This is a genomic window from Woeseia oceani, from assembly GCF_001677435.1.
GTDB lineage: Bacteria > Pseudomonadota > Gammaproteobacteria > Steroidobacterales > Woeseiaceae > Woeseia > Woeseia oceani.
On the sequence record NZ_CP016268.1, the window covers coordinates 43,466 to 57,701 of the forward strand.

9 protein-coding genes are annotated in these 14,236 nt (G+C 57.2%); 6 read left to right on the top strand and 3 right to left on the bottom strand.

What is annotated here, in order from left to right; genetic code table 11:
- The first annotated feature begins 352 nt into the window (after window positions 1–352).
- Window positions 353–1,636, top strand: coding sequence for an NAD(P)/FAD-dependent oxidoreductase (locus BA177_RS00195; protein ID WP_068611661.1), 1,284 nt, complete (start codon window positions 353–355; stop codon window positions 1,634–1,636).
- An 84-nt stretch (window positions 1,637–1,720) separates the two neighbouring features.
- Entirely contained in the window at window positions 1,721–4,639 is a 2,919-nt protein-coding gene (locus tag BA177_RS00200) for a TonB-dependent receptor plug domain-containing protein (protein ID WP_197493237.1), read from the top strand.
- Window positions 4,640–5,551: 912 nt separating this feature from the next.
- On the opposite strand, the gene BA177_RS00205 is transcribed toward BA177_RS00200, so the two are convergent.
- Window positions 5,552–6,409 (bottom strand): creatininase family protein, encoded by an 858-nt coding sequence (locus BA177_RS00205; RefSeq protein ID WP_068611663.1) that lies wholly within the window; start codon window positions 6,407–6,409, stop codon window positions 5,552–5,554.
- Window positions 6,410–7,103: 694 nt separating this feature from the next.
- On the opposite strand from BA177_RS00205, the gene BA177_RS00215 reads away from it, so the two are divergent.
- The 4 genes from BA177_RS00215 to BA177_RS00230 all read left to right on the top strand — a co-directional run bounded on the left by BA177_RS00215 (window position 7,104) and on the right by BA177_RS00230 (window position 12,872).
- On the top strand, window positions 7,104–8,798 hold the full coding sequence (locus BA177_RS00215) for a DUF1592 domain-containing protein (RefSeq protein WP_197493238.1): 1,695 nt from the start codon (window positions 7,104–7,106) through the stop codon (window positions 8,796–8,798).
- Window positions 8,799–8,848: 50 nt separating this feature from the next.
- A complete protein-coding gene (locus tag BA177_RS00220) occupies window positions 8,849–10,180 on the top strand; it encodes a DUF1552 domain-containing protein (protein WP_197493239.1) in 1,332 nt (443 codons plus the stop codon).
- A gap of 92 nt (window positions 10,181–10,272) precedes the next feature.
- Window positions 10,273–11,721 (top strand): hypothetical protein, encoded by a 1,449-nt coding sequence (locus BA177_RS00225; protein WP_082989720.1) that lies wholly within the window; start codon window positions 10,273–10,275, stop codon window positions 11,719–11,721.
- An 80-nt stretch (window positions 11,722–11,801) separates the two neighbouring features.
- Entirely contained in the window at window positions 11,802–12,872 is a 1,071-nt protein-coding gene (locus BA177_RS00230) for a hypothetical protein (RefSeq protein ID WP_197493240.1), read from the top strand.
- A gap of 161 nt (window positions 12,873–13,033) precedes the next feature.
- On the opposite strand, the gene BA177_RS00235 is transcribed toward BA177_RS00230, so the two are convergent.
- Both BA177_RS00235 and BA177_RS00240 read right to left on the bottom strand, forming a co-directional pair.
- Window positions 13,034–13,615, bottom strand: a complete 582-nt coding sequence (locus tag BA177_RS00235; RefSeq protein WP_082989721.1) for a hypothetical protein — start codon at window positions 13,613–13,615, stop codon at window positions 13,034–13,036.
- 182 nt (window positions 13,616–13,797) lie between these two features.
- Entirely contained in the window at window positions 13,798–14,172 is a 375-nt protein-coding gene (locus BA177_RS00240) for a TonB-dependent receptor (protein WP_068611669.1), read from the bottom strand.
- Window positions 14,173–14,236: the final 64 nt, after the last annotated feature.

The following is a 14,236-nucleotide window of genomic DNA, read 5'->3' on the forward strand; positions in this document are numbered from 1 at the left end:
CGTTAACCACGACACTCTGCGGTCATGCGATTTAGCTCAAACAAATTCAGCGAGGAGACCATGGCAACTATTCTCGTATTGACTGCGGAGGCAGTGTGACGTCAAGGCTAACCAACATCGCATCTGGCCAGACCCGGTCAAATGAATTCCGCGACCGTTCGGCTGTTACGCAGACCCGGTTTCTTGCAGTGCTTGCCATGTGTTCATCAATCAGGAAGTGCGCGAACGGCAACCGGTCTCGGTCTTATGTGCGTGCAATGCGTAAACGTCAATCGGCGCAGATGCTAAGCGGAAGAGTTTCCCGCGTTTATCGCGGTCCTTCGATGTCCCGCAATCATCGGAGCAATTAGCAATGCAGAATGACCCCAGGACGCACGGCCTTTGGGAAGTCTCCGCTCCCCCGGTCCCCCCGACTGAGGTTCTCACTGACAACATTACAGCTGACGTCGTCATTATCGGTGCCGGCTTCACCGGGCTGTCAGCGGCACTGCATCTTGCGGAAGACAAGCAGCACGCAGTGGTGCTTGAGGCAGGAGAGATCGGCTTCGGTGGCTCGGGTCGTAACGTCGGCCTGGTCAACGCCGGAATGTGGATCAAGCCTTTCGACCTTTGCAACACACTCGGTGACACCCTCGGTCGACGGCTTATCGATCAACTGAGCGACGCACCAGCGATGGTTTTCGAGCTGGTCGAAAAATACGGCATGGCATGCGAAGCGCTTAACAATGGCACGCTGCATTGTGCGGTTGGCCAAAGCGGCCTCAGGGAAGTTACCGAACGGGCTCGTCAGTGGAGATCGTTGGGCGCTTCTGTCGAGCTGCTGGACGCGAAGAGTACCCGGGAAAAGGTCGGTACTGGTACCTACAGTGGCGCATTGCTCGATCGGCGGGCCGGCACCATCCAGCCGCTTGCCTACGCGCGCGCGCTGGCTCGAGCTGCCATAGCCGGTGGTGCGACTGTGCATACTTCCAGTCCTGTCGTTTCGGCAGAGCCGGCACCGGGCGGCTGGAAGATCAAGACCAGCCGCGGCAGCGTCACTGCCTCCCGGGTCATTGTCGCCACGAATACGTATTCGAATGGCTTCTCGCAGGCGTTGCAAACAGAGCTTGTCCGCTTGCCGTACTTCAATGTGGCAACCCGGCGCCTCAGTGACTCCCTGCTCGCATCAATACTTCCTGAGCGTCAGGGTCTCTGGAATACGTCCGCCGTACTTTCGTCGATGCGCCTTGATGCTGAGGGCCGATTGATTTTCGGCAGCGTCGGTGCGCTGCGCGGTACCGGCAAGCAGATCCATCGCAATTGGGCGCGACGGGCGCTTTCGAAATTATTTCCGCAGCTGAGCGATGTTGAATTTGAACATGAGTGGTACGGCTGGATCGGGATGACGCCTGATTCATTGCCGCGCTTTCATCGCCTGGAGCAAAACATCATTTCCATCAGTGGCTACAACGGCCGCGGTATAGGCGCTGGCACTTCATTTGGCCGCGATCTCGCACGACTGGTTACCGGGCGTATGACAGAGGCCGAACTATCTCTGCCGCTCAGTGAAGTAGCAAATACGCAATTCAGGGTTGCGAAAGAATCATTCTATGAAATCGGCTCGCAAGTCGCGCATATGGTGGGCCACAGATTTTAAGCGACAGAAATCGAGAATAAGGGGAAGGGGGTTCGAGCAGCTATCCGTGCTCGGATTATTCACTTGATAGTGGGGAAAATTAAGATGATTCGAATGCATGCCATTGAACAGCTCGTGGCAAAAAAAGAGCAAAGTTCCAGGCCTGACACTCAGCTAAAAACAATTAGCAAAGTGTTCTTACTGTTAGCTGCGGCATCGCTAACCGGACCACGACTGAGCTACGCGCAGTCAGCCGACACCAGCGACGATCAATCGGCAGCAGAAGACAGAGCAATAGAACAAATCACCGTAACCGGCACACGTATTTCCCGTGTTGACGGCTACGAAGATCCGACGCCTGTATCCATAATGAGTGACGAAACGCTGAACTCATTTGGCTCGGAGAACATTGCCGAAGCCGTGAATACGCTTCCAGTATTTGCAGGTAGTTACACGCCGGGCTCAAGTATCCAGAACGCGAGTTCTGGTACTGCGGCAATGAACATCCTGAACCTCCGCAGTCTGGGTACGAACCGGACGCTGGTACTTCTCGACGGCAGGCGCGTTGTTCCTTCTGTCATGGAAGGCACCATTGACGTCAACAACATCCCGCAGAACCTGGTAAAACGAGTCGAAGTAGCGACCGGTGGTGCATCTGCTGTATACGGCTCTGACGCTGTTGGCGGTGTGGTTAACTTCATCCTCGACAAAGAATACACAGGCCTCAAAGGCAGTGTGTCAGGTGGCGCAACGGGTTACGGCGACCGTGAAAACATCGGTGCATCACTGACCGGCGGCATGGATTTCGCTGGCGGTCGCGGGCATGTCGTAGCGAACGTTGCTTACAAAACGGCTGACGGTATTGCGATCAACGACCGCCCCTGGAACCTGAAGGGCTGGCAGTTCATGTACAACCCGAACTACACGCCAACCAACGGTCAGCCAGAGCGTATCCTTCTTGATCAGGTCGCGACCAGCAACGGTATCGCAGGCGGCATCATCACGAACACGGCGCTCCGCGGTACGGCATTCGGGGACGGCGGCACGCCTTATCAGTTCGTGTACGGTGATCTGGTTTTCGACCCGGACATGCGCGGTGGCGACTGGAAGAAGGCTGATGTGCGCGGCACAAGAGCTGGTCAGACTTTGGCTCCAGAGGCGGAGAATCGCAATTTATTCACGCACGCCAATTATCAGATCAACGATAATCTTGAAGTCTATGCAGAGCTAAGCTCCGACTACAGCAAGACTTACAACTGGGCTTACTCGCTCGAGTGTAACGGCTGCATAACGATCCAGGACGATAACCCGTTTATTCCAGCAAGTGTTGCCACCGAAATGGCGGCGCAAGGCATAACGGAGTTCCGGCTGGGTACCCAGCATCCCGACCTTGGAATTATCGGCACCGATGGCGAGCACGAAGTAAATCGTTTGGTACTGGGTGCCAATGGTCTGTTTGATGCCTTTGGTTCCAACTGGAGCTGGGACGCGTATTACACGAAAGGTGTTTCCAAGCACACGGAAATTGCCGACCACGCGCATTACATGCCCAATGTCGCCCTTGCACTGGATGCAGTTCGCGATCCTGTGACCAACGAAATCGTTTGTCGCTCCACCCTTACCGATCCGACCAACGGTTGTGCGCCATACAACCCAATGGGTATCGGCGTAAACACGCAAGCGGCAGTTGATTTCATTGAAGGTGCAGGCGTCAGAGCGTTCCGCAAGCAAGAGATCACTCAGGACGCGGCTGCATTCACAGTTTCTGGCGAACCGTTCTCCGTCGCGGCAGGCCCGATCTCAGTAGCAGCCGGACTCGCTTACAAAAAGGACTCCGTCGAAGGCGAGAATGATCCGTACTCACGCGATCGTGACTGGTACATCGGCGGCTACGGTGTTGCCAACGGCAGCATTGATTCGACCGAGATCTATATGGAAACGGTTGTGCCGGTCCTTCGTGATGTCTCGTGGGCCGACTCACTGGATCTCAATGGCGCCGTCCGGGTAACGGATTACAGCACCTCCGGCAATCTGACGACGTGGAAAGTTGGCGCCACCTACCAGCCGGTGGAAGGCGTACGGTTCCGCGCCACGCAGTCGCGAGATGCCCGAGCCCCCAACCTGGCCGAGCTGATCAGCGAAGGCGGCGGCGGCATTGTTTCGGGCATCAACCCGTTCACCGGCGATCCGCTGATCCTGATTCCTGCACCCCGTACCGGTAACCCGAACCTCGTGCCGGAACTGGCCGATGCGACCGGCGTAGGTATTGTTCTCCAGCCGAACTTCATGCCGGAATTCAGCCTGTCCTTCGACTACTGGGCGGTGGAAATCGAAGATTCAATCGATACGCTGTCCTTGCAGGAAACGCTCGATCGATGCTTCCTCGGCAACCAGCGCTTCTGTGATGCGATTGACTTCGTTCCCGGCACTCAGGACATTACCGAGGTCAGACGTTCACCGTTTAACTACGTCGAGGAAACGGCAAAGGGCTACGACATTGAAGCCTCCTACAACCTGCCGATACTGGACGGTAACCTGCAAGCGCGTGTCCTCATGTCACGTTACCTTGAAAGAACCACCAACGACGGTAGCGGAGTAATCCGGGAAACCGCAGGTGAGAACAGCGGTAGTGAGCCGCCGAACTGGCGTCTGAATGCGAGCCTGTCTTATGCCACAGAGCCGATGATGATTTCGGTTTCGGCGCGTGGCATCAGCAGCGGTGTTTATGACAACCGGTACATCGAATGTAATTCGTTCTGCCCACCATCAACGGCAGCGCACCGGACGACGAGTGACAATGGCATCGCCAGTCAGTTCTTCTTCGATGCGGCATTCAGTTACAAAGTACCGTTCGGTGATAGTGAGGTTGATCTGTTCCTGAACATTCGCAACGTTCTTGATACTGATCCGACCGTTGTAGCGGCAGATCCCGGCTCTGACGGCTTTTTCTACTCACCGGTGAATCACGCGCTCTATGACTACCTTGGCCGCGTATTCCAGGGTGGCTTCCGGGTTGAGTTTTAAGCCCGGATAGAGCCCGCGTTTGCATGAGGGGGTGGTGGCCAGTATTTGTACTGCCACCACCCTCGCATTTGCCTTGGCATAGCTGCTTCATCGTTTGCCCAACACACACTGTGACCTTATGCGCCGTCGAGAGCGCAACGCCCTTTGGCAATACCCGTCACGCTGATTGGCAACCCGCCTGTTCCAACGCCTGAATTGAGTGCGCCGGCCCCAGCTACGGGGTTATCGAGCTGCTGCCTGTTACCGCGTACCGCGTGCTGCGCAAGGCAGGATTGCGCGCCAAGCGCTTTCAGGCTTTGCCTGGTGTGCGTGTCAGCCCGCCACAAGCAAACACCAATGATCTCCTCTTGAGGCGCGCTTGCGAACTATTGCAGGCCCGTAGTGCAATGCCTGCAGCGCCCATGTAGCCAGCCCGCATGCCGGCTTCGCGCGGAGTAAGTTCCACAAGTGGTGGCGTTCCAATGCGCGGGACAGGGCGAGCCGTGGTGGCGTTCCGGCGCCTGCCGCGAGAGGCCGGGCATACTTCAGCATCGATCCGCGCCGGCACGTCTCCGGGCCACACGCAGGGCGTGCTCAAGCCACAGCTACACAGTAGTGGTGGGGTAGGTCGATGGGTTTACGCCAGCGTCCGCGAACAAACGCTGTCAACCCGCACAACACGCCGGCCTTTTCGAGCGCCGCGGCTGCAAACATGTTGGCCGGTTCAGAAGCGCGTTTCAGCGCTTGCGGGCGAGGCTGGCGATGTTCGCTGACAGCAGCGGACGATCGGCTTCTGTCAGCGAAAACCCGTTGCGAGTAGCATTCGTGCAGAATGCTGGCGAACCGTTTGCGAGAGCCAGAAGTACGGTGGGATACCGTTCCTGTACTCTCCGGTTCGCCGCTGTTTCGTTATGCCATCAGGTAACCGCGCGCTTAGCGTGCGTCTTGTGCAATCGCCTGACTGATCGCTTCGACCGTTGCTGTGGCCCGGTAGTCGATCAGCCTTTTGCCCCACGCCACGGTCTGGTCTTTGTCGGCAATGGAAACCCCGTCTATGGTGGCAAGGCCGGCACTCACCCGTTCTTTCCAGCGTACGGTATCAGGGTCTGTCACCATCATGATCATCGCCACAGTGGCGTCATCGTGCACCCCGTCACTGACGCCTGGCTTCTGCACACCTTCCGCAACGAGCAGGTCTTCTACGGGGCCCCAGCTCCGGTAGTACTCCGGAATGTACAGAACAGTTTTCGATCCCCATGCCGTGTTCAACGAATCCGCAACGGATTTCAACCCAGGACCGACGCTCCCGCCGTTGTCACTGATAAGCACGATATGTTCGAAACCGTGAGCCTTCATACTGCGCACCGTGTCGGTCACCAGGGCTTCGAACGTGCTCTGTTCAACGCTGATCGTACCAACCGTGTCCATGTGACCCGACTTGGTTTCTATGTCGCCTTCCGGAACGAACTTGATCACCGGCGCACATAATGCGTTGCCCAGCTTCCGCGCAATCGCGTCGCAAGTCGATTGCAGGATGTAATTGTGTTTTCCAAGAGCGGTCCATGGTCCGTTCGGCTCCACTCCGCCGGTCGGGATGATAATCGTCTTCTTGCCAGCGGCCATGGCATCCCGCACATCCATCCAGGTCATCTCTTCAATCCAGACGGTGTCGACTCTGGGCAAAGGATTGGGTGTCTCGTTGCAGTTATACCGGTTTTTCTTGCACGCAACGCCATCCGCTGAACGTGGATCGATCTTCCGTTCCGCGTTCGCTGTAAACGCAAAAGCCATGCAACAACAAATGCTCACGGATACAACGAATTTTCTTACGATACTCATAAACACTTATCTCCAGGTCAAAATCGGCACGGGGTTGGCCGCGAACTATGGCTACATCGTTAATCGGCCCCAGTGACTCGATACGTCTGGCGGCGGACTCTAGCGTTAGGCTGGCATGCTGTATGCTCAGGACGAACAACGGTATCCGTTCGGCCTTGCAACATACGAATTCGATTTGTGGAATTTGTTTGTGAAGAGTCTACACATGCACCTGGAGACTGAGAAGAGTCGTTCAGTTGTCTTCGACTGCCGGGTTTTTCCCGAGAGCTTGCGTCGGGATTGCAAAATTTTTCGTCGACAAATGCCGGTTGCCGGGCTGTAGCACAACACCACCAACATGGCTGAAAACGGCTCTGCACAAGCGTTGCAAGTCTTCAGCGCTGGTCACGAGTTGCTTGCCCGGATCGGGATTGCCGGCCGCCAAATGCCGTGCGGAACAGAGCGTGAAACTCAGGAAAATCAGGCTGTTAGTAAATACGAGTCATAGTTCATAACTTTTTATCAAGATCGAAGCGGCGATATCGGATAGGGGAACTGATAGCATCCAAGGCCATAGGCGGCTCTACAGGTGAACCACATGGTACCGACGGAAAACGCTCTTGCGCTTCTGTTAAAGCGAAGTTCCAAACCGGACTCACAGTGCTCGGTGAAAGCATGGTTGCGCGGTAGTGCAGTCAGTCTGCTATCGGCTTTTATTCTCGCCGGCTGTTCCGGCTCCGAACCGGAACCGGAAAGCGCTGGAACGCCACCGCGTGCTTCACTCGTTTCCACTGCTCAGTACTTCAACACCCTGCGCTACGTGTTTGGCTCCAGTATCGACCTGCAAGTTGAGTTTCCTCCGTTTGAACGCAAGGAAGGTCTCCTGGCCAATGGCGCAGCGATTGCCGGCGTAAGCAGTTCTCAGCTCGAACAGTTTCAGGCGGCAGGTACGACAGTAGCTGCCCAGGTCGTCGGTCCTACGCACCGCGAGTTCTTGCTGCCGTGCAAACCGGCAAACCCGAAGTCTGCCGACGAGGCCTGTGCCACCGAATTTCTGTCACAAACCGGTCGACTGTTGGTTCGTCGTCCGTTGACCGACACGGAACTTAACACCCTGGTCGACAACGCCGGGATGGGTGCCGACAAGCTGGAGGATTTCTACGAGGGTCTTGAGATTGCCCTGGAAGCCCTGTTACTCAGTCCGGAAGTGCTGTTCGTGGTCGAGCATGCCGAGGCCGACCCCGATAATCCCGGGCAACTGCGTCTCGATGCATACTCGCTCGCATCCAGGCTGAGTTACTTTTTGTGGGATGCGGCGCCGGACGCCGAGCTGCTCGATGCCGCTGAAAGCGGCGAGTTGCAGACGGAAAGCGGACTTGCCCGCGAGGTTGATCGAATGCTGGCCAGCCCGAGACTCGTCGCCGGCATGCGGGCGTTCTTCGGCGACATGTTCCACTTCAGCGACTTTCAGACGCTCGCCAAAGACCCAACTATCTATCCGAATTTCACGGGGGTGACCGCAGCGGCGGCGCAGGAGCAAACCCTGCGGACCGTCATCAATCACCTGTTGACCGAAAACAAAGATTATCGTGACCTGTTCACGACCCGCGATACCTTCATGACCCGCGAGCTGGCCATTCAGTTCGACATGCCTGCTGGCCCGGGCTGGGTGCCGTATACCCTGCCAGCGGACAGCCCGCGAGCCGGCCTGTTGACACAAGTCAGTTTCTTGTCGCTGCATTCACACCCCGGGCGCAGCTCACCGACCCTGCGCGGCATGGCATTGCGCGAGCTGCTGTTGTGCCAGGTTGTCCCGGCCGCACCGGCGAGCGTGGATTTTTCGGTAATCAATAACCCGGACTCGCACTACCCGACGCAGCGCGATCGCGTGAATGCCCATCTTGAGACACCCAGTTGCGCCGGCTGCCACAGGATCATGGATCCCATTGGTTTAACGCTGGAGAGCTTCGACGGTGAAGGTCGCTATCGCACCACAGAGAACGGCGTGCCCATCGATACGACCGGCTCGCTGGACGGCGTTGAATACAGTGATGCCATTGGTCTGGCACATGCGCTGCGTGACAACCCGGGTTTGCCGGGCTGCCTGGTGCAGCGGGTTTTCGCCTATGGCACGGGCGGACCGGTACAACAACAGGATCGCGCCTACCTGGAACACATGACTGAAGCATTCAAGGCGGAAGGCTACCAGCTGCGCGATTTGCTCAGATCCATTGTGCTTAGCGACGCCTTCGCAAAAATTAACGAACCTCAAGCTTCGCCACCTGCCGGGCAGAATGACGAAGGCCATACAGCCACCCTCTCGCCAATTATCGAAGAAACGCTTGCTGCCAGCGGCGGTTAGTAACACCGTGCACCCGCAACGTATTGCCGATTGCAGGCCAGGAGATAAACGTGAAAAAGTTGACCAGGCGTAAAGCCTTAAAAGGAATGCTGAGCGGTGGTGCCGTAACCGTTGCACTACCATTGCTGGATTGCTTTTTGAATGACAGTGGCACGGCGCTCGCAGCCGGAGCACCGATGCCGGTGCGGTTCGGTACCTGGGGCTACGGACTCGGTGGCACCTCAAGCATTATGGTGCCGAAGAAAATCGGTGCCGATTACGACTTGCCCGAGGAAATCGCTTCGTGGGCGCGAGTTCGCGATCACATCAACTTTTACTCGAACACGACGGCCCACATGGACGCGTCTCCGAACAACAACCACTTCACAGGTTGGGTCGTCGGCCGATGCGGCATTGCGCCTTCGGGCGGCATACCGAGTGAAACCATCGACACCACCATTGCCAATCGCATTGGCAAAACGACGCGCTACATGTCGTTGACGGCGACGGCAACGGGTGACGTCACCAATACCTACAGCTACGTCAACAAGGTCACACCAAACCCTGCGGAATGGTCGCCATTGAAATTCTATACGCGCCTTTTCGGGCCGGATTTCCAGGACCCGAATGCGCCCAGCTTCACGCCGGATCCGCGCGTCATGGTCCGCAAGAGCGTTCTCTCCGGTGTCATGGATCAAACCCAGACATTGTTAAAAACCGTGGGTTCGGAAGACCGTCAACGCATCGATCAGTACTTCACCGGGTTGCGCCAGCTTGAGAATCAGTTTGCCCAGCGCCTGACCAAGCCGGAGCCTATTGCCAGCTGCATCGCTCCCGGACAGGCACCTGTCGACCCACCCATGAACAAAGAAGTGGCAACCGTGCAGCTGCGGCATCGCATGATGACCGAGCTCATGGTCATGGCTGTCGCCTGTGATCAGACCCGGGTCTTCAACATGGCGTTTTCTGCCGCGTTCTCTGCATTGGTCAAGCCGGGCTTCCCGCAGCCGTACCACACCTGCACGCACGAAGACCCGATCGATCCGGACCTCGGTTACCAGCCCAATTCATCCTGGTTTACCCGGCGCACCATGGAATCCTGGGCAGACTTCGTTGAGGCCTTTACCAAGGTCAAAGAGGGTGACGGCACCTTGCTCGACAATGTCCTCATCTACGCTACGACGGACGTCGGCAATGCGCGAACTCATGCTGTCGATGACATGCCGGTATTCACCGCGGGTCGCGCGGGTGGCAAGCTGAAGTCCGGACTGCATATCGACCTGAAGGGCGCGTCTCCAACCGTTGTCGGTTATACCGCATTGCGACTGATGGGCGTGGATGTACCGTCGTGGGGCACGTTGAGCAATCAGACCTCCGAAGTGTTCAACGAAGTTCTCGTGTAAATGTAACGAACGGTTTTGCTAGCGCTGCGCGGAGCGGGTTCCATCCACGGCGTTGCGGGCATTGATGTTAAGCCAGACAGGAATACGAAGTTATGCGGACACCGGCGAACCAGCTCAGGGTTCTATCTAAAGTCTCACTTGCCATACTTGCGACAACCGCGCTGCTCTCCGGCGCTCCCGGCGTAACTGAAGCCGAAGCGGCTATCATCAGTCCGGACAATCCGGAGGCCTTCAAGTATTGGCAGTCTCCGGACAGCCCTGATCGTGAGCCCTACATTGAAGAACCGATGCCGCCGGGATTCCAGGTTATCGTCAGCCAGTTTGAAGGGCCGGTATTCGCCGATGCCGAGGGGCGGACACTGTACAAGTGGCCGTTGCGGGCATTACGCAATGGCGCCACCGGGGACCGGGAAGAGAAGCCGTCCAATTGCACTAACGAAGTACTGAAAACCTCGGCGGGTATGATGAGTCCGTATCCGGCCGATCTGTTGCTGCCTGATCTTGATACCCGCCCGAGTTGCACCGAAGTATGGCCTCCCGTGATTCCGTCGGAAGGTGCCGAGGAAGTTGGCGGCTGGACCATCATCGAGCGTCAGGACGGTGTACCGCAATGGGCCTATGGTGGCTACCCGTTGTACACCTCGGTTCTCGACAAACAGCCGGGCGACGTTAACGGCGGCACGAAAATGTCTAGCTCCAACGATGGCGGTGTCGTGCGTGTGCCCGTAGGGCCGTCACCCGGAATCCCGCCTGACTTTGAAGTTATTCAGTCGTCCACCGGGCGGTTGCTCGTCAACAAAGACAAGTACTCGGTTTACACCTGGGACGGTGACGCACCCAATACATCGAACTGCCACGCTGACTGTCTGCTGACCTGGACGCCCGTACCGGCGCCGCAGAACGTTGTTGAGCGCTATGGCTGGACTGTCGTTGAACGCTCACCGGGCATCAATCAGTGGGCATTCCGGGGCAAGCCGCTGTACACCTATAACCACGATCGACGGACCCAGAGTTTCTGGGGTGCTGACATCGAGGGCTGGCACAACGTCTATACGCAGCGTGACCTGCCGCCGCCCGAGGGTTTCACCGTGCAGGATGTCGAGGCGGGTGGCCAGGTGCTGGCGGACTCGAAAGGCCGTCCTATCTATTTGTACAACTGCCGCGATGATTCGCTTGCGCAGCTCGCCTGCGACAACCCCGATTCAACCCAGGCATACCGCCTGGCGATATGCGGTGCAGGCGATCAGGCGGTTTGCCGCAAGAACTTCCCTTACGTACCCGCAGCACCCGATGCCAAAAGTGTCAGCCGACTCTGGAGTGTTATGGCCATCGACCCTGATACCGGCCATCGCGCCAGTGCCGGGCAAACCGCAATCCACGTCTGGGCCTACCGTGACCGGCCGGTCTATACCTACAGTGGCGACGAGAGCCGACCTGGCATGACCCTCGGTGACGGCTACGGAGAATTCACCGGGAAGCGAAATGGATTCAAGGCTTTCGTTCTCCGAGACATTTTTCAGCGCAACAACTTTCGCCGATGATCCTGGCAACGGGATCGCCGGCAGTGACGAGGTCACCTATGAACAAGAAGTCGACAAATGCAACGGGACGGCAAGCAAACGTGTCCCCTTTGCTCCTGGGTACGCTGGCATTCGGCCTGCTGGCGGCAAGCAGCGCAGCGTTGGCGCAAGCACCTAAAGACGGCCGGATAGGCTACGTCCTGACAAAAAGGGTATGGGCAATCCACGAGTCTGAACGTGGCGAGGTCGAGTGTCCGCAAGGCTTCAATACCGGGCCGCGCGAGGAATACGCCATGCTGTTTCCGGAGGACAGTGGCAAGACGTACACCGAGCTGGAGACCCGGCTCATGCGGGAAGGTCTGGCCTTCCATACCACGGATGAAACGCCGTTACCGTTTTTCGATGCACAAGGCCCAACAGCTTACGGGCTGAACCTGGATGGCGAAGTAGGCCCGGAAGACTTTACCAACCCGGAAGGCGAGGAAGGCGTCGACAATCAGATGTACCGTGCGATGGGTTGTATCAATGCCTACCGTACAGACGGCGTTATCTGGTTCTTCGCGACTGACGATATGTACCGGAATGCCTACAACCGCTGGCTGATCGAGCTGACCAATGTAGATGATCTCAGCAATGATGACGACGTTACGGTGACGACCTATCGTGGCCTGGACGAGTTGACCCGCGACGGTACCGGCACGGCCTTTATTGCTGGCGCCACCCAGCAGGTAGATACGCGTTGGGGCCAGAGATTCATTGAGCAGTTCAAAGGCAAGATCGTCGACGGGGTGCTAACCACGGATCCCGTTGAGTCGATCACCATCCCCTGGTCACAGCCAGGCGTCAGTACCGGCGTTTACGTAGTCCGCGATCTGCAGCTTAGACTGGATTTGACAGACAAGACTGCGGATGGACTCTGGGCTGGCTATCTTGATGTGAATTCGTTCAGTCATCAGCTCAACACGAACTGGGCAACCCATCATCAGAGCTACGGCCAGCTCTCAGCATCGTCGCTGCACCGCGCGGCCCGCCGTCTGGCAGACGCGTATCCGGACCCGGAAACCGGCAAGAACACGGCGATTTCCACGGCCGTGCATGTGTCATTCGTGCAAGCGCATATCGACCACCCGGATGACGACACCCGGGTGGCCGGCCTCGAGGCTCCCCGCTAGGCGTTGACAGCGGGCGCCCCACTATTGCGGGCGATCAGTTACGGGCGAGATGAAAAAGGGGGCGTGACGGTTGACGTCACGCCCCCTTCTTATTTCCAACCGCCGTGTGCCAACCAATCGTGAGCCGCACGCCGAAGCGGTTCGACCAATAAAGCCTTTGCCTAGTCAGCCGTCTGACTTGCAACGTGCTGCATTATGTACGGTGCCAACTGCTCTTCATAGACGATCCGTGGTCTGGACTTGGCACCGGCAATCACCACTGACACGCCGAGGCTGATGTCGCCACTGCGCACGGCCAGGCCATCGCCCCACCAGAGCGCTTCGTCGCCAAACTCTTTCGGGGTCGGTGCGGAGGGTATTTCGCCGTTGTCTGCTGCATCGCGAAAATCCTGCAGAAAACCACTCGCGAGCCCGCTGCCGGCGGGCCACTGCGTGGCGTTGAGGATCACGAAACTTCTGCCGCCGAGTGGCGCTCGTGGATTGAGTTCCACGCCGTCTGCCTGTTCGATGATCCAGACGCAGGTTGAAGAGTAAGAACCGTCCGCCTGCAAACCCAGGTCATTGCGAAAGTCACGTTCGACAGGGCGACCGACTACCTGGGCAATCTCCGCGGGTGCAAGCAAGGTGCACGCATCGAGTTCCTTTACCATTGTGTCCGCTACCGGCACTTCGGCACCGACCTGCTGACCAACAAGCATCAGCTTTCCAAGCGCCACGGTCATAATCAACAATCTGGTTTCCATACCTGCTCCAACGGGTTGTAGGCACGCTATTCTAGCAATTCAAAGAAAACATTGGCGAACAACCGGCCACCTACCACGATTGAAAACGGCCCGGCAATGGTGTGCTCAATAACCGGCTGTGCGCCGTTGCAAATGTATGCCAGCCGGTGTTCTGCACACCGGCAGCAAGCATGGCGCACCTCTTACGTTTTCGCTGCCTTGATCACCATGATTTTCATCAGCACGAAGCCCGCGAAGGCTATTACCGAGAAAACACCCAGTACCGGCCCGATGGTGGCAGCGGGCATATACCGGCCGTAAAGAAGATACAGACCTGCAACCAGGCCGGCCGTTCCAAGCTGATGCAACAGGAATTGCGTTTTCGCCATTTTTGCCGTGTTTCCGGGTAACCACAGTTTGTGCACGGCGGCGTAGAAAAACGACACTACGAAGCCGAGCAGCATAATGTGTGTATGCGTCACCATCTGACCATGGTTCTCGCTCGCTGCCATGTAAATACCCAGAATAAGCCCCAGAATTCCGTAACCCATGGCCGTCATCAAAAATTTTCTGTCCATTATTCTTCTTCTCCAGACTAGAAATGACCAGCCGATTGTAGATCAGGCAGATGCTGCTGTTTAG